Annotated in this window: 13 protein-coding genes; 3 read left to right on the plus strand and 10 right to left on the minus strand. The window is 71.8% G+C overall.

What is annotated here, in order from left to right; all coding sequences use genetic code 11:
* Positions 1–50: 50 nt before the first annotated feature.
* The 10 genes from CNQ36_RS33210 to CNQ36_RS33255 form a co-directional block, all read right to left on the minus strand.
* Positions 51–653, minus strand: coding sequence for a GTP-binding protein (locus CNQ36_RS33210; protein ID WP_004921411.1), 603 nt, complete (start codon positions 651–653; stop codon positions 51–53).
* Positions 628–1002, minus strand: coding sequence for a DUF742 domain-containing protein (locus tag CNQ36_RS33215; RefSeq protein ID WP_004921410.1), 375 nt, complete (start codon positions 1000–1002; stop codon positions 628–630). Before CNQ36_RS33215 ends, CNQ36_RS33210 begins: the two co-directional genes overlap by 26 nt.
* The gene (locus CNQ36_RS33220) at positions 999–1400 is read right to left on the minus strand and encodes a roadblock/LC7 domain-containing protein (RefSeq protein WP_004921409.1); all 402 of its coding nucleotides are present in this window, start codon (positions 1398–1400) and stop codon (positions 999–1001) included. Before CNQ36_RS33220 ends, CNQ36_RS33215 begins: the two co-directional genes overlap by 4 nt.
* Positions 1397–2605: an ATP-binding protein gene (locus CNQ36_RS33225; protein ID WP_004921408.1), complete on the minus strand. Its 1209-nt coding sequence runs from the start codon at positions 2603–2605 to the stop codon at positions 1397–1399. Before CNQ36_RS33225 ends, CNQ36_RS33220 begins: the two co-directional genes overlap by 4 nt.
* 480 nt (positions 2606–3085) lie before the next feature.
* Positions 3086–3775, minus strand: coding sequence for a respiratory nitrate reductase subunit gamma (gene narI / locus CNQ36_RS33230; RefSeq protein WP_121549433.1), 690 nt, complete (start codon positions 3773–3775; stop codon positions 3086–3088).
* The gene (gene narJ / locus CNQ36_RS33235; RefSeq protein WP_121549434.1) at positions 3775–4563 is read right to left on the minus strand and encodes a nitrate reductase molybdenum cofactor assembly chaperone; all 789 of its coding nucleotides are present in this window, start codon (positions 4561–4563) and stop codon (positions 3775–3777) included. Before narJ ends, narI begins: the two co-directional genes overlap by 1 nt.
* On the minus strand, positions 4560–6107 hold the full coding sequence (gene narH, locus CNQ36_RS33240) for a nitrate reductase subunit beta (protein WP_121549435.1): 1548 nt from the start codon (positions 6105–6107) through the stop codon (positions 4560–4562). The genes narJ and narH overlap by 4 nt, the downstream gene beginning before the upstream one ends.
* Position 6108: 1 nt before the next feature.
* Positions 6109–9810 (minus strand): nitrate reductase subunit alpha, encoded by a 3702-nt coding sequence (locus tag CNQ36_RS33245; RefSeq protein ID WP_121549436.1) that lies wholly within the window; start codon positions 9808–9810, stop codon positions 6109–6111.
* Between the two features lie 159 nt (positions 9811–9969).
* Positions 9970–11175, minus strand: coding sequence for a serine hydrolase domain-containing protein (locus tag CNQ36_RS33250; protein ID WP_121549437.1), 1206 nt, complete (start codon positions 11173–11175; stop codon positions 9970–9972).
* A 224-nt stretch (positions 11176–11399) separates the two neighbouring features.
* On the minus strand, positions 11400–12602 hold the full coding sequence (locus CNQ36_RS33255) for a globin domain-containing protein (protein WP_121549438.1): 1203 nt from the start codon (positions 12600–12602) through the stop codon (positions 11400–11402).
* Positions 12603–12872: 270 nt separating this feature from the next.
* On the opposite strand from CNQ36_RS33255, the gene CNQ36_RS33260 reads away from it, so the two are divergent.
* The 3 genes from CNQ36_RS33260 to CNQ36_RS33270 all read left to right on the plus strand — a co-directional run bounded on the left by CNQ36_RS33260 (position 12873) and on the right by CNQ36_RS33270 (position 16037).
* Positions 12873–14381 (plus strand): PTS transporter subunit EIIC, encoded by a 1509-nt coding sequence (locus CNQ36_RS33260; protein ID WP_121549439.1) that lies wholly within the window; start codon positions 12873–12875, stop codon positions 14379–14381.
* Between the two features lie 78 nt (positions 14382–14459).
* A complete protein-coding gene (locus tag CNQ36_RS33265; RefSeq protein WP_121549440.1) occupies positions 14460–15020 on the plus strand; it encodes a GNAT family N-acetyltransferase in 561 nt (186 codons plus the stop codon).
* Positions 15021–15164: 144 nt separating this feature from the next.
* Positions 15165–16037, plus strand: a complete 873-nt coding sequence (locus CNQ36_RS33270) for an endonuclease/exonuclease/phosphatase family protein (RefSeq protein ID WP_121549441.1) — start codon at positions 15165–15167, stop codon at positions 16035–16037.
* The last annotated feature ends 5 nt before the right edge of the window (positions 16038–16042 follow it).

Genomic DNA, 16042 nt, shown 5'->3' on the forward strand with positions numbered 1-16042 from the left:
CTTAGTGATCCGGGAAACCGCTGTTCCCGGTCCGGGAGGGCGCGGAGCGGTCAGCCCGCGCGCTCGAGCAGATGTCTCACCAGGGCGATCAACGCCTTGGCGGACGACTGCTGGTCGCGGGCGTCGCAGTAGACGACAGGGGTGTCCGGGAGCAGGTCCAGCGCCTCGCGCACCTCCGCCTCGCTGTAAGTGGCGGACGGATCGAAGCAGTTGACGGCGATGGCGTACTCCAGGCCGTACCGCTCGATGAGGTCGATGACGGGGAAGGTCTCCTCCAGCCGCGCCGGGTCGACCAGGAGCAGCGCCCCGAGCGCACCGCGCGCCATGTCCTCCCACAGCTGCATGAAGCGCTGCTGGCCCGGGGTGCCGAACAGGTACAGCACCAGGTCGTCGCTGAGGGTGAGGCGGCCGAAGTCCAGGGCGACCGTGGTGGTGGTCTTGTCCGTCACCCCGCGCAGGTCGTCCACGTGGACGGACGCCTGGGTCATCTTCTCCTCGGTGCGCAGCGGAGTGATCTCCGACAGCGAGCCGATGAGGGTCGTCTTGCCCACGGCGAAATGGCCGACGACGAGGATCTTGGCGGCGTTGGTCACCGCGCTGGAGACGTAGATGGACCTCTGCGCCGTCTCAGCCGATGAGGGATTGGAGTCCATTCAGAACCTTCTCGAGGGTCGCTCTGTCAACGTTCTGGGCCCGGGGCGGCTCGGCCCGGCGCAGCAGGTGCCCCTGTTCCGCTAAATCGGTGAGCAGCAGCCGGGCCACTCCGACGGGCAGGCCGAGGTGGCCCGCCACCTCGGCGACCGACAGGTAGCCACCCGCGCACAGCTCCCAGATGGCCCTGACCTCGGGCCCGGCCCCCAGCGGAAGCGTCCGCTCGGGAGCCAGGGTGACCAGGGTGTGCAGTGCCAGTTCGTCCGAGGACGGCAGGCTCCGCCCGCCGGTGATGACATAGGAGCGGACGAAGTCGCTGGTGACGGACGCTTCCTCGCCGGGGGTCGTCATGCGCCGCCGCCATGGTCGGAGCGCGGGGCCACGCTCATCGCCTTGCTCAGCGCCGTCACCGTCTTCTGCATCCGGAACGACATGGCCTCCATGTCGACGTCCAGCGCCGCCGAGACCGCGAGGTAGGCACCCTGCCCCGCGGCGATCAGGAAGATCCAGCCGCCGTCGTACTCCAGCAGCGTCTGCTTCCAGATGCCGTGCCCGGCCCCCACGAAGCCGGCGACCGCCCGGCTGAGGGACTGCATGGAGCTCATCGCCGCCGCGTTGGTCTCCGCGTCGTCGCGTGAGATGTCGTCCGAACGCTGCAGCAGCAGGCCGTCGCCCGAGACGAGGACCGCGTGGCGGGCTCCACGCACCTCGAGCACGTCGTTCAGCACCCACGACAGGTCGGTGTTCACTGGTGGTCAGGTCCTTCCGTGGTGTTCGTGTTCCGCCCGAGCTGGGTGCCGCGCGCGAACGCCCCCAGGCGTGACGCGGTCACCTCACCGGCCGACTCGGTCGTCTGCTCCTCGATGGCGGGCTCCGACGGGGCCGGCACCACCGAGATGGGTCCCTGACGCCTGCGGCGCTTGGGCAGCCCGCCGGTGGTCGTGCCCACCACGTGCGACGGTCCCACCGGGACGGGGGCAAGCCGCTGCGGCGCGCTCTCCTGGATCTCGGCCTCGGGCTCCCGCGCCGGTTCGGCGGGGGCGACGGCCTCGGCCGCCAGGAGACTCTCCGGGACACGGATCACTGCACGCACTCCGCCGTAGGGGGACACCGAGCCGACGGACACGGCGAAGCCGTACCGGGCGGCGAGCATGCCGCACACCGCGAACCCGAACCGGGGCGGGTCGCCGAGGCCGGTGATGTCGACGTGACCGTCGGTGGACAGCAGCGTCGCCGCCCGGTCCTTGGTCTCCTGGTCCATGCCCAGACCGGCGTCGTCGACGATGAAGCACACACCCGTCGGCACGGCCTGGATGTTGACCTCGACCGGGGTGCCCGGAGCGCTGTACGTGGTCGCGTTGTCCAGCAGCTCGGCGAGGACCATGGCCACCGGCTCGACCGCCTTGCTGGCGACGGCGACACTGGCCTGGGCGTGGATGCTCACGCGGTTGAAGTCCTTGATGCGGCCCTGCGCGCTGCGGGCCACGTCGTAGACGGTCGCCACGCCCTCGCGCCGGCCCAGCCATCCGCCGCACAGCACCGAGATGCCCTTGGCCCGGCGGCTGAACTGGCTGCCGGTGTGGTCCACCGACATCAGGTCCGCCAGCACCTCGGTGTCGTTGCCGTACTTCTGCAACAGCCCGTCCAGCAGCAGCTGCTGCTCCTCGGCGAGTGACTGGAGCGTACCCATCGCAGACTTCAGCACCGCCTTGGTCGACGACTCCGCGTCCGCGCGGACGTCCGCGAGGCTACCGCGGTGCTGGGTGTCCATGGAGGCGATGTGCCCCTGGAGCTGGTCGATCCGGCCCCGGGCCTGGCCCAGACCGGTCTCCAGATCGGTTTTCGTTCTTCGGAGCGCCAGATTGGTTCTCCGGGCCCGCTGCACTGCGAACACCGCAGCGAGGAGCACCACAAGCAGGATCCATAGCAGTGGATCCCCGATCAATGACGTCATGAGACTCTCTTCAAGTCGCATCGCGCCGGGATTGCTGCCGGTCCGCGCATGCGTGGGACGGGTCCGGGCCGTGGAACGGCACGGGCCTACGGCGGACCAAGCCTCAACTCCTCAGCGATGGGGCCTTAGAGACTGTCCCCCGTACGCGTTCATGACGCGCCGCCAGCCTGCTGAAAGTTTGATGATCTTATCAGGTCGGTCGTGGTAACCCGTCGCTTCGGGGCTCCACTTGGCGACCCTCACGAGACCCACACACCACACGGCCCGACGGCCTCCGCCGCGGAACCCGGGCCGGGCCAACGGGACTTCGCCACCGCATGGCCGCCGGGGAAACGGGCGTCGGCGCGCACGCACGGGCCACCCCCCGGCCGCTACGGCAGGCCGCTCCACCACGTCCAGAACCGGGTCAGCACCAGCTCCAGGGCGGCACGTCCGCGCCGGGGCAGCGGGATGACGCCGTCGCCGTGCCGCCCTCCGCGCTCATACCGTCCGCCGCCGGTAGACCAGGTAGGGGCGCACCAGGTAGCCGACCGGTGCGCTCCACACATGGACGAGCCGGGTGAACGGCCAGGCGGCGAAGAGCAGGCAGGCGGTGAGCGCGTGCAGCTGGAACAGCAGCGGGGCTCCCGCGATCGCCCCCGGCTCCGGGGACAGGGTGAACAGCCCCCGGAACCATACGGAGACGGTGGAGCGGTAGTCGTAGCCGGCGCCGAAGACGTTGTGGGCGGCGGTGGCGGTGATGCCGAGCAGGACGGTCGCCGACAGCAGCGGGAAGAGGACCTTGTCGCTGCGGTCGGTGCGCAGCCGGATCCGGCGGCTCAGCAGCCGGCGTGCGCACAGCATGCCGAGACCGACGACCATGGCGGCCCCGGCGAACGACCCCGCCCATACGGCGGTGGTGTGGTAGGCGTGCTCGTCGACGCCCGCCGCCTCCGTCCAGGAGGCCGGCACCGCGAGGCCGGCGGCGTGTCCGGCGATCACCAGGAACGCGCCGAGGTGGAACAGCGGGCTGCCCCAGCGCAGCCAACGGTGCTCCAGCAGCTGGCTGGTGCGGGAGGTCCAGCCGAACTGGTCGTGCCGGTACCGCCAGACGTGCCCGACGGCGAACACCGCGAGGCAGATGTAGGGGACGGCGACCCAGAGGAGCAGGTCGGCTCCGGAGGTGTTCATCAGCGGCCTTCCATGCGGTGCGCGGCGGGCGGGGGAACGAGGGTGGGCGGGGCCTGTTCCGGCGGGACGAAGGCGTCCGGCGGCGCGAACTCGCCGTCTCCGTACGGGTCGAGCCCGACGTCCTCGTCGGGCGGGCCCTGGGCGGCCAGTTCGGCCACTGCCCGCAGGTCGGCCGCGGTCGCCGGCGGCAGCAGCTCGGTCAGCGCGGCGAGTACGTGCCGGTAGGGGGAGCCCGCGTCGGTCAGCGCGTGGTGGATCAGCCGGATGCCGCGTCGGTGCTGGCGCAGCGGGGCCTCGCCCCTGCCCGGGCCGGTCAGTGCGGCGAACTCGAGCACCACCGGCAGGTGGTCGGGGAGTTCGCCGCCGTCGGTGTCCCAGCCGGCCGCGCGGTAGCGCCGGGCGAGGGTGAGCAGGGCCATGCCGCGGCGGCGGGTGTCGCCGTGCAGGTAGTAGGTGAGGTAGAGGCCGCTGCGGCGCCGCAGGTCGAACGTCTCGACGTAGTGCCGCTCCAGGGCGTCCGGCTCCTGTCCGGTGAACCAGGCGGTGAACTCGGCCAGGTGGCCGGCCGCGGGCGAGGGCGGCAGCGCGCCTACGGCGTCGGCGATCTGCGGCCGGGCGGTGGCGAGTTCGGCGTCGGGGTACTGCAGCAGCAGCGACATCAGGCGCAGCAGCAGCGCCCGTCGCTCCGTCTCCCCGGGGCCGGGCGGCGCGGTGCGGGCCGGGCGGCGCAGCGCGGCCCGGACCCTGGTGCGGACGATCGCGGGCACGGTGGCGGGCAAGGGGGTCACGGCCGGCCTCCCGCGGGGGCTCCGGGGGAGCGGCGGCGCAGGGTGGGGAAACCGAGCATCACGCGACGGCCGCCGTCGGAGGGCTCCGGGCCGCCGGAGGACTCGACGGGGCAGCGGTTCTCCATCGCGGTCAGCGCGGCGGCGTCCTCCCTGTGCGCGGCGGGGACGACGTAGCGGTCCCCGTACTTGGCGACCGCGAGCAGCCGGTGCAGGTCCCCGGCCTCCCGCGCGGTCAGTCCGACCGCCTCGACGAGGGCCTCGTCGCCCTCCTCGCCGAGCGTGATCCCGCGCATGTACGAGCGCAGCGCGGTGAGTTTCATCAGGACCCCTCCGACGACGTCGGTGTCCCCGGCGGTGAACAGCTCCGCCAGATACTCCAGGGGGATGCGCAGCCGGGTGACCGCCGCGAAGACGTGGTCGGGGTCGTCCTGGTCGCCGCCCGCCGCGTCGACGGCGTCGAGCACCGGGGAGAGCGGGGGCACGTACCAGACCATCGGCAGCGTGCGGTACTCCGGGTGCAGCGGCAGCGCCACCCGGTACTTCGACACCAGGGCGTACACCGGGGAGCGGCGGGCCGCGTCCAGCCAGTCCTCCGGGATGCCCGACGCCCGCGCGGCGGCGACGACGTCCGGGTCGGACGGGTCGAGGAAGACCCCGCGCTGGGCGTCCAGCAGGTCCTTCTCGCCGGGTGTGGCCGCCGCCTCGCCGACCCGGTCGGCGTCGTACAGCACCAGGCCGAGGTAGCGCAGCCGGCCGACGCAGGTCTCGGAGCAGACGGTGGGCTGGCCGGCCTCGACGCGGGGGAAGCAGAAGGTGCACTTCTCGGCCTTGCCGGTGGTGTGGTTGACGTACACCTTCTTGTACGGGCAGGCCGTCACGCACATCCGCCAGCCGCGGCACTCGTCCTGGTCGACAAGGACGATGCCGTCCTCCACCCGTTTGTACATCGCGCCGGACGGACAGGCCGACACACAGGCCGGGTTGAGGCAGTGCTCGCACAGCCGGGGGAGATGGAAGAGGAAGGTCTGCTCGAACTCGAACCTGACCTTCTCGGCCCACTCACCGCTGAGGTTGGGATCGTGGCCCGCGTTCTCCGGGGCGCCGCCGAGGCCGTCCTCCCAGTTGGCGCCCCAGGTGATCTCGGTGGGCTCGCCGGTGAGGACCGAGCGGGGCCGGGCGACGGGCATGTCGGGCCCGGCGGGGGCGCTGATGAGATTGTCGTAGTCGTAGGTGACCGGCTCGTAGTAGTCCTCGAGAGACGGCAGGTCGGGGTTGGAGAACAGGGACAGCAGCCGCCTGATCCGGCCCCCGGAGCGGAGCATCAGCCGTCCGCGTCCGTCGAGCGCCCAGCCGCCCTTCCACTGTTCCTGGTCCTCGTAGCGGCGGGGGTAGCCGACACCGGGCTTGGTCTCGACGTTGTTGAACCAGGCGTACTCGACACCGGTGCGGTTGGTCCACGTCTGCTTGCAGGTGACCGAGCAGGTGTGGCACCCGATGCACTTGTCGAGGTTCATCACCATCGCGATCTGGGCCATGACCCTCATGTCAGTACTCCACTCGCTGGCTGCGCCGGCGGATGACGGTGACCTCGTCGCGCTGGTTGCCGGTCGGGCCGTAGTAGTTGAAGGCGTAGGTCAACTGCGCGTAGCCGCCCGCCAGATGGGTCGGTTTGAGCAGCAGTCTGGTCAGCGAGTTGTGCATGCCGCCCCGCCTGCCGCCGACCTCGGTCCTCGGCACGTTCACGTTGCGGTCCTGGGCGTGGTACATGTACACGGTTCCCCGGGGCATCCGGTGGGTGACCACGGCCCGGCAGGCGACGACGCCGTTGCGGTTGTACGCCTCGATCCACTCGTTGTCCCTGACGCCGATCGTCTCGGCGTCCTCCAGGGACATCCAGACGACCGGGCCGCCGCGGGACAGGTCGAGCATGTCCTTGTTGTCCTGGTAGTTGGAGTGGATGGACCACTTCGAGTGCGGGGTGAGGTAGCGGACCGTGACCTCCGCCCTGCCGTCCTCGTGCAGCCGCTCGTCTCCGTAGTGCCGCGGGGTGTTCAGCGGCGGCCGGTAGACGGGCAGTTGCTCGCCCAGCTCGGTCATCCAGTCGTGCTGCACGAAGAAGTGCTGCCGTCCGGTGAGGGTGTGCCAGGGTTTCTTGTGCTCGGTGTTGATGACGAACGGGGAGTAGCGGCGCCCGCCGGTCTCCGAGCCGGACCACTCGTAGGAGGTCATCACCGGGCGTGGCTGGGCGCGGGTGTCGGCGAAGGTGATCCGCTCTGCCTCGCGTTCGGAGGCGAGCTCCACCAGGCCCTCGCAGCCGGTCTGCCGCTCCAGCTCACGGAAGCCCTCCGTCGCCAGCCGGCCGTTGGTGGTTCCCGACAGGGCCAGGATCGCCTCGCACATGTCGGAGGCGGTGGCCAGCGACGGCCGCCCGGCGGCCACGCCGTCGCGGACGGTCCCGCAGCGGCGCCGCAGGTCCTCGATCTCCCGGTCGGGGTGGACGGTGACGCCCTTGGTGGTGGTGCCGAGGGTGTCGAGCAGCGGACCGACGGCCCGCATCTTCTGCGCGACGGCCGGGTAGTCCCGTTCGACGACCACCAGCCTGGGCATGGTGCGCCCGGGGACCGGCTCGCAGTCGCCGGTCCTCCAGTCCCGCACCACCCCGCCCGGCTGGGCGAGTTCGTCGGGGGTGTCGTGCAGCAGCGGCACCGCCAGCACGTCGGTCCGCCTGCCCAGGTGCCCGGCGGCGAGTTCGCTGAACCGGTCGGCGATGGTGAGGAAGCCGTCGTAGTCGGTGCGCGCCTCCCAGGGCGGGGCGATGGCCGGGGTGAAGGCGTGCACGAAGGGGTGCATGTCCGTGCTGGACAGGTCGTCCTTCTCGTACCAGGTCGCGGCCGGCAGGACCACGTCGGAGAGCAGACCGGTGGAGGTCATCCGGAAGTCCATCGTGACCAGCAGGTCGAGCTTGCCCTCGGGCGCCTCGTCCCGCCACACCACCTCCTCCGGCCGTTTCTCCGGCGGGGTCTCCTCGGAGCGGACGGCCGCGTCCGTGCCCAGCAGGTGCCGCAGGAAGTACTCGTTGCCCTTGCCGGAGGAGCCCAGCAGGTTGGCCCGCCACACGGTGAGCACCCGCGGGAAGTTGGCCGGGTCGTCGGGATCCTCGGCCGCGAACCGCAGCCGTCCCGCCTTGAGTTCGCCGACGACGTGCTCGGCGACCGGCCGGCCCGCCGCCCTCGCCTCGTCCGCCAGGTCGAGCGGGTTGCGGTTGAAGCCCGGATGCCCGGGCGTCCAGCCGAGCCGCACGGCCTGGGCCAGGCAGTCTGCGAACCCCTTGCCGGCGAACCGCCCTCGCCCCAGCGGGGAGGCCAGCTCGTCCGGCCCGAACGCCTCGTACCGCCACTGGTCGGAGTTGAGGTACCAGTAGGAGGTGCCTGCCATGTGCCGGGTGGGCCGCTGCCAGTCGAAGGCGAACGCCAGGTGCTGCAGGCCGGTGACCGGGCGTACCTTCTCCTGGCCGACGTAGTGCGCCCAGCCGCCGCCGTTGACGCCCTGGCAGCCGGTCATGGTGATCAGCGCCAGGAACGCCCGGTAGATGGTGTCGGAGTGGAACCAGTGGTTGGTGCCCGCCCCCAGGGCGATCATGGAACGCCCCTGGGTGCGCTCTGCGTTGCGGGCGAACTCGCGGGCGATGCGGGCCGCCTGCGCGGCCGGCACCGACGTGATCGTCTCCTGCCAGGCCGGGGTGTACGGCTCGTCGGCGTCGTCGTACGACTCCGGCCAGCTGCCCGGCAGACCCGGCCGCCGCACCCCGTACTGGGCCAGCATCAGGTCGAAGACGGTGGTGACCCGGCGTCCGCCGACCGTACGGACGGGCACGCCCCGGACCATGACGGTGCCGCCCTCGGTGGCGCCCTCGTCGAAGCGGGGCAGCACGACCTCGGCCGTGTCCCCGGCCCGCTCCAGCAGGGTCAGTTCGGGTGTCACGTCGCCGAGGTCGAGGTTCCAGCGGCCCTGCTCGCCCTTGGCCCAGCGGAAGCCGAGCGAGCCGTTCGGCACCACGGGATCGCCCGTGGCCGAGTCGAGCAGGACCGTCTTGGAACCGGCGTTCTCCTCCTCGTGGCCGAGGTCCGCGGCCGTCAGGAACCCGTCCGGGACCAGACCGCCCCCCGCGTGCTCGCGCAGGGTGACCAGGAACGGGGCGTCGGTGAACTTCCGCAGGTAGTCCCGGAAGTAGGGCACCTCGCGGTCGACGAGGAACTCGCGCAGGATCACATGGCCCATCGCCATGGCGAGCGCGCCGTCGGTCCCCGGGTGCGGGGACATCCACTCGTCGGCGTGCTTGACGTTGTCGGCGTAGTCCGGGCTGACCGCGACGACCTTGGTGCCGTTGTAGCGGGTCTCCGTGAGGAAGTGCGCGTCGGGTGTCCGGGTGACCGGGATGTTGGAGCCCCACATGATCAGATAGCCGGCGTTCCACCAGTCCGCGGCCTCCGGCACGTCGGTCTGGTCGCCGAACACCTGCGGGGAGGCGACCGGCAGGTCGGCGTACCAGTCGTAGAACGACAGCAGGGTGCCGCCGATCAGCGACATGAACCGGGCCCCGGCCGCGAACGACGCCATCGACATCGCGGGGATGGGGGAGAAGCCGGCCACCCGGTCCGGGCCGTACCGCTTGACGGTGTGCACCTGTGCGGCGGCGACCAGCTCGGCCACCTCGTCCCAGCCGGCCCGCACCAGTCCGCCCTTGCCGCGCGCCCGCTTGTAGGCGCGGGTCTTCGCCGGATCACCGGTGATCTCGGCCCAGGCCGCCACCGGGTCGCCCAGCCGCTCGCGGGCCTCCCGCCACAGCTTCAGCAGCGCTCCGCGTACGTACGGGTGGCGGACCCGGCCGGGGGAGTAGGTGTACCAGGAGAACGACGCACCGCGCGGGCAGCCGCGCGGCTCGTACTCGGGGCAGTCGGCGCCGACCGACGGGTAGTCGGTGGCCTGGTGCTCCCAGGTGATGATGCCGTCCTTGACGTACACCATCCAGGAGCAGGAGCCGGTGCAGTTGACGCCGTGGGTGGAGCGGACCACCTTGTCGTGGGACCAGCGGTCCCGGTAGAACCCCTCCCACTTCGGGTCGCCCTCACCGAACACCGCGCGCCCGTCGGACGAGACCTCACGGCGGTTCAGCAGTCTGCGCGCGGCCAGCGGCCAGGTCCCCGGGGCGGGCTTGTGACCGCCGTCTGCGCTCTGATCGTTCTCCATGGTCAGGAACCTAGGCTGCCGCCGGGGCGGTGGCCTTGGGCCGAACGGCCCCCGCCACCCGTCCTACCGGCCCGGTCGCGGGACGCGGCACGCGCACGGAGCAGCCGGCGGGCTGGGAGCGGCCCGTGCCCCGGCCGTGCGGCCGGGGCACGGAACGGGTCAGCGGCGCGTGACCTGGGGAGCGATGTCCTCGGTGAAGCCGCGGGCCGGGACAGCGGACTTGGCGGTGGCCGGGCCGGAGCCGCAGAACGCCGCGTCCAGCGTGGCGCCCAGCGTGGTGTTCACGGTCCCGTTGTTGGAGGTGTTCGCCAGGGAGGTCATGCTGCGGGCGCCGTCGCCGGTGGTGAAGGCGTAGGTGTAGTAGCCCTGGACGGTGCCGGTGTGGCCGTAGACGGTGGTGCCGCAGGACAGCTTGCGGGCACGCAGGCCCAGCCCGTAGGACTGCTTCCCGTCCGCGGTGACCGGGATCATGGTGGTCATCGCATCCAGCTGTTCGGCGGGCAGCAGCTCGCCGGACAGGAGGGCGGAGAAGAAGCGGTTGAGGTCCTTCGCGCTGGAGATGACCGCTCCGGCGGACTGCGCCCAGGAAGCGGTCTGTTCCGTGGAGTCGACCAGCGGCAGGGCGGTGTCGTCCGGGCGGAGGTAACCGCGGGCGTAGGAGCCCGAGAGGGTCGTCCGCGGGTGGACGTAGGAGGTGTTCCGCAGTCGCAGGGGCGCGAAGACGCGCTGCTGGTACTGGGTGGCGATCGGGGTCCCGGTGAGGTGCTCCACGAGCTGCCCCAGCACGACGAAGTTGGTGTTGGAGTAGCTGTAGGCGGCGCCCGGTTCGTTGTTCGGGGGGCGCGCGGTGGACAGGTCGATGAGCTCCTGGTAGCTGAAGACCTTGTTGCGCACCGCCTCGAACCCCGGGACGGTGTCGTAGAACATGTCGTTGGTGTAGTCGTACAGTCCGCTGCGGTGGCTGAGCAGGTGCCGCACGGTGATGCGGTCGTCGGGCAGCGGCTCGGGCAGATAGCGGTTGGCCGGGGCGTCGAGGTCGACGCGCCCCTCGGCGGCGAGCTGCAGCAGCACCACCGCGGTGAAGGTCTTGCTGACACTGCCGACGCGGAACCGGCGGCCGGTGTCCATGGCGGTGTGGGCGCGGGTGTCGGCCTCCCCGGTCGCGACGTGGTACCGGACGAAGCCCTCGTCGATCCGGGTGAGTGCTCCGGGAGCACCTTGCGAGAGGGCCGTCCGGTGCACGGTGCGCACGGCGGCGAGGTCGGGGGAGGGGAGGGAGGAACCGTCCGCGAGGGCCGGGGAGGCCCCCAGTGTGACGAGCAGGGTGGAGCCGGCGAGCACCAGGCTCACGTCTTTGATCCGCATCCGCATCTTTCTGATGGTGGGGAACCGGAGGGGCGCCCACGACCAGGGAGCGGCTCAACTCCCCGCGCGTACGGGTGAGTTCGCTCAGTCACCTGCGGCCGGAGCGGCACCGCGGGCATCGTAGTGCAGATCGGCTGCCCGCCGGGGGACGCCACGGCCGCAGGGTGCCGCGGTGCCGCCCCCCGGCGGACGGGCCCGGAGCCGGGACGGAGCGGCGGTCGCCGTTACTTGCTCAGCCAGAGGTCGGGGCCGAACACCTCGTAGTGGACGTCCTTGGGGCTGAGCCCCTGGGCGAGCAGGTCGCCGCGGACGGCCCGCATGAACGGCAGCGGGCCGCAGAGGAACGCGCTGACACCCTCCCGCAGCGCCAGCCGGGTCACGTCGGCCCGGCCCGTGCGGACGTGGGGCGTGAGCGGCTCCTCCGCCGTCTCGTACCACAGGTGCAGCGCGGCGTTCGGCAGCCGGCCGACGAGTTCCTCCATCTCCAGGCGGTGCGCGTGGTGGGCGGCGGAGCGGTCGGCGTGCACGACGGTGACGTGACGCCCGGCCGCGGTGTCGACCAGATGGTCCAGCATCGACAGCATCGGGGTGATGCCGATGCCGGCCGAGGCCAGCAGCAGCGGGCTGTCGCCCTCGGGAAGCACGAGGTCGCCGAAGGGGAGGGAGACCTTCAGCAGGTCGCCCGGCCGGGCGTGGGCGTGCAGCCAGGACGACACCTCTCCCTCCGGCGCCCGGCCGTCCGCGGACCGCTCCCGCTTCACGGTGATCCGCCAGGTCTTGCGGCCGGGAGCGGTGGAGAGGCTGTACTGGCGTATCTGCTGCGCCCCGTCGGGCAGTTCGACCTGGACGCTGACGTACTGGCCGGGGGTGAAGGGCTCGGTGGGCCCACCGTCGGGCAGGCGCAGTTCGAAGGAGGCGGCGTCGAGCGACTCCTCGACACGGTCGGCGATCTCCATGTCCCGCCAGACGGCACCGTCCTCGACCCCCGCCCCGGCGTACAGCCGCGCCTCCATGGCGATCAGCGCGTTGGCCATGAGCCAGTACACCTCGTCCCAGGCAGCCGCGACCTCAGGCGTCACGGCCTCCCCCAGCACCTCCCCGACGGCGCCCATCAGATGCCGTCCCACCAGCGTGTACTGGTCGGAGGTGATGCCCAGTGAGGCGTGCTTGTGCGCGATGCGGCCGAGGACGGCGTCCGGACGCTCACCGGGGCGTTCCACCAGCGTGGTGGCGAAGGCCGCGACCGCTCCGGCAAGGGCTTCGCGCTGTGCGCCGCTCGCCTGGTTCGCCCGGTTGAACAGCGAACGCAGCAGCTCCGGGCGCTCCTCGAACATGCGGCGGTAGAACAGTTCGGTGATGCTGCCGAGGGAGGCGCCGACGGCGGGAAGCGTGGCGCGGACGACGGGCATCGACTGGGTGGAGAGCATCCTGGGGCTCCTAAAGGGAGTTACTCATGTGCTTCGTTGATCGCACACCAGCATGCTAGTTAATTGGCATCTCAGATACCTATTTAAGGGCGTGTGATCTGTGCGACTCGGTCGCATGCGGGGAGGTGTCTCAGCGAGGGGGGGGTGTCGGCCCCCGGACCCTTGACGCACGGGCGTGCTGAAAATATCTTTCAGCTCCAACCGGGAAGTGCGAAAGTAAATTTCGTCCCACGCGACAGCCGCACCCTCACAGCAAGGCATGACCGCACCATGAGCGAAGAGAACAAGCATCACGCCACCGCTGCCGCCATCCTCCCGCTCGTCGGCGGCGCGCGGAACGTGACGTCGGTGGCCCACTGCATGACCCGCCTCCGGCTGGGGCTGCACGACCGCTCCCTCGTACAGGACGAGCGCATCAAGGCTCTCCCCGCGGTCATGGGGGTCGTCGAGGACGACACGTACCAGATCGTGCTGGGGCCGGGGACCGTCGCCAGGGTCACCCCGGAGTTCGAGGCCCTCGTCGACGCGGAGAAGTCCGCGGCCGCCCCGGAGTACGGGCCCGAACCGGTGACGGCCGGGGAGCTCGCGGCGCAGGGAGCGGCGCTCAGGGCGGAACGGAAGGCCAGGAACGCCACGCCGTTCAAGCTGTTCCTGCGCAGGATCGCGAACATCTTCGTGCCGCTGATCCCCGCCCTCATCGGCTGCGGCATCATCGCGGGTCTGAACGGCCTGCTGGTCAACCTGCACTGGCTGCCGGGACTCACCCCGGCCCTGACCGCCATGGCGTCCGGGTTCATGGCGCTGATCGCCGTCTTCGTCGGCTACCACACGGCCAAGGAGTTCGGCGGCACACCCGTCCTGGGCGGCGCCGTCGCGTCGGTCATCGTCTACGCCGGGGTCGCCGACGTCGAGGCGTTCGGCCGGCACCTCTCACCGGGACAGGGCGGTGTGCTCGGCGCCCTAGGCGCCGCGTGGCTCGGGGTGTACGTGGAGAAGCAGTGCCGGCGCCGGGTGCCCGAGGCCGTCGACGTACTGGTGACGCCCACCGTCACGGTGCTCGTGGCCGGGCTGGCGACCCTCTTCGGGCTGATGTTCCTCGCCGGTGAGGTGTCCACCTGGATCGGTGACGCAGCCGACTGGCTGCTGTCGCACGGCGGCGCGGGCGCCGGGTTCCTCCTCGGCGGGCTCTTCCTGCCGTTGGTCATGCTGGGACTGCACCAGGCCCTGATCCCCATTCACACCACCCTCATCGAGGGAGCGGGCTTCACCGTCCTGCTGCCGATCCTGGCGATGGCGGGCGCGGGACAGGTCGGCGCGGCGATCGCCATCTACCTGCGGCTTCCCCGCAACACCTCGATCCGGACCACCATCAAGTCCGCGCTCTGGCCCGGATTCCTCGGCGTCGGGGAGCCCCTCATCTACGGTGTGTCCCTGCCCCTGGGCCGCCCGTTCGTCACCGCCTGCGCGGGCGGCGCGTTCGGCGGCGCCTTCGTCGGTCTCTTCAACCAGCTGGGCACCGACGTCGGTTCCACCGCCATCGGTCCCTCGGGCTGGGCGCTCTTCCCCCTCCTCGACGGCAACCACGGCCTGGGACGGACGGTCGCCGTCTACGCCGCCGGCCTGCTCGTCGGCTACGCGGCCGGCTTCCTCGCGACCTACTACTTCGGCTTCACCAGGACCATGCTCACGGAACTCAACTCGGCGCCCGCCCCCGCGCCGCAGGAGCGTCCCGCCTCCGTGGAGCGGGCCGCCGAGAAGGCCGGAACCCCGGGGGCCTGACGGGTCATGACGGAGCGTCCTCATGGAAGGCGAGGCAACTCGGCGGCGGTCGCGGGGAAGCTGTGCTTGCATTCTGCGGTGACCCACAGGAGCCCCGACGCCACGCACACCGCCGCCCCCTCGATCCGCGACCGCACCGGCGACGACCTGGAGGAGTGCGTCAGGGTGCTCGGCGAAGTCCACCGCAGTGACGGCTATCCGGTGAACTGGCCGGAGGATCCCGCCGGATGGCTTTCGCGCGGTTCCGAACTGGGCGCCTGGATCGTCGAGGCCGACGGCCGAGTCGCCGGGCACGTGAGCCTGGCCCCGGGTGGCCCGGACGACGTGGCCCCCGGCGTCTGGAGCGAGCACGGCGCCGGGAGGGCGCCGGATCGCACCGCCGTGCTCGGCCGGCTGTTCGTGGCACCGCGGGCGAGGGGGCGCGGAGTGGGCGCGCTGCTGATCGGCCGGGCCGTCGAGCGGGCCCGGCACGCCGGCCTGCATCCCGTGCTCGACGTCGTGTCCACCGACACCGCGGCGATGGCCCTGTACGAGCGTCTCGGCTGGCAGCCGATGGCCACGGTCCAGCGGCAGTGGACCCCCGGCCGGACGGTGACCGTCCACTGCTACGGCGCGCCGCCCGGCGTCCCCGCGCCGTGAGGCGGCCCGCCCGCCGCGTGAAATTCCCGGAACTGCCGCCGGTATGACGTTCCGTCGGCCCGGCGCCGGTCGCACCATGAACAGACCACGCCGCCGCTGACCCCCGTTCAGTGCCGGCCCCGTCCCCGTCCGACTGGAGAGCGCATGAAGCCCAGATCCGTACGCCCCGCCAGGGCCGGCCGCACCGCCGCCGTGCTCGCCGCCGTCCTGCTGGCGACGACCGCACCCGCGACGGCCGCCGCCACCCCGGGAACCGCCGCCCCGGCGGTCCCGCTGCGGGTGGCGACGTACAACATCCACGCCGGGGCCGGCGAGGACCAGGTCTTCGACCTCGACCGCACCGCGGCGGCCATACGCGGTCTGCGCGCCGACGTGATCGGCCTGCAGGAGGTCGACGTCCACTGGGGCGCCCGGAGCGACTTCGCCGACGAGGCACGCGCACTGGCCGACAGGCTGGGCATGCGGGTGTTCTTCGCCCCCATCTACGACCTGGACCCGGCCACCGCGGACGGCGAGCGCCGGCAGTACGGAGTCGCCGTGCTGAGCCGCCACCCGGTGCTCGCCGCCGAGAACCACGAGATCACCCGGCTCTCCACCCAGAGCTCCGACCCGGTGCCCGCCCCGGCCCCCGGCTTCGCCGAGGTCGTGGTCGGCGTGCGGGGCGCGCGGGTGCACGTCTACACCACACACCTGGACTACCGGGCCGATCCCTCGGTCCGCGAGGCCCAGGTGGCGGACATGCTCGAGGTGCTCGCCGCCGACCGCGGCCCGAAGGTCCTCGTCGGCGACTTCAACGCCGAGGCGACCGCCCCCGAGCTCTCCCCGCTGTGGGGGAGGCTGCGGGACGCCGCCCCCGCCGCCGGCCCGACCTATCCGGCGGCCGAGCCGGTCAAGCGGATCGACCTGATCACCGTCTCACCCGGCATCGGGGTGAGGGACGCCCGCACGGTGGCGACGGAGGCGTCGGACCACCGGCCCGTGGTGGCCGACCTGACGATCCACCGCCGCGGCCGCTGAACCGT

Origin of the sequence: Streptomyces fungicidicus, from assembly GCF_003665435.1 — a bacterium.
Classification (GTDB): domain Bacteria; phylum Actinomycetota; class Actinomycetes; order Streptomycetales; family Streptomycetaceae; genus Streptomyces; species Streptomyces fungicidicus.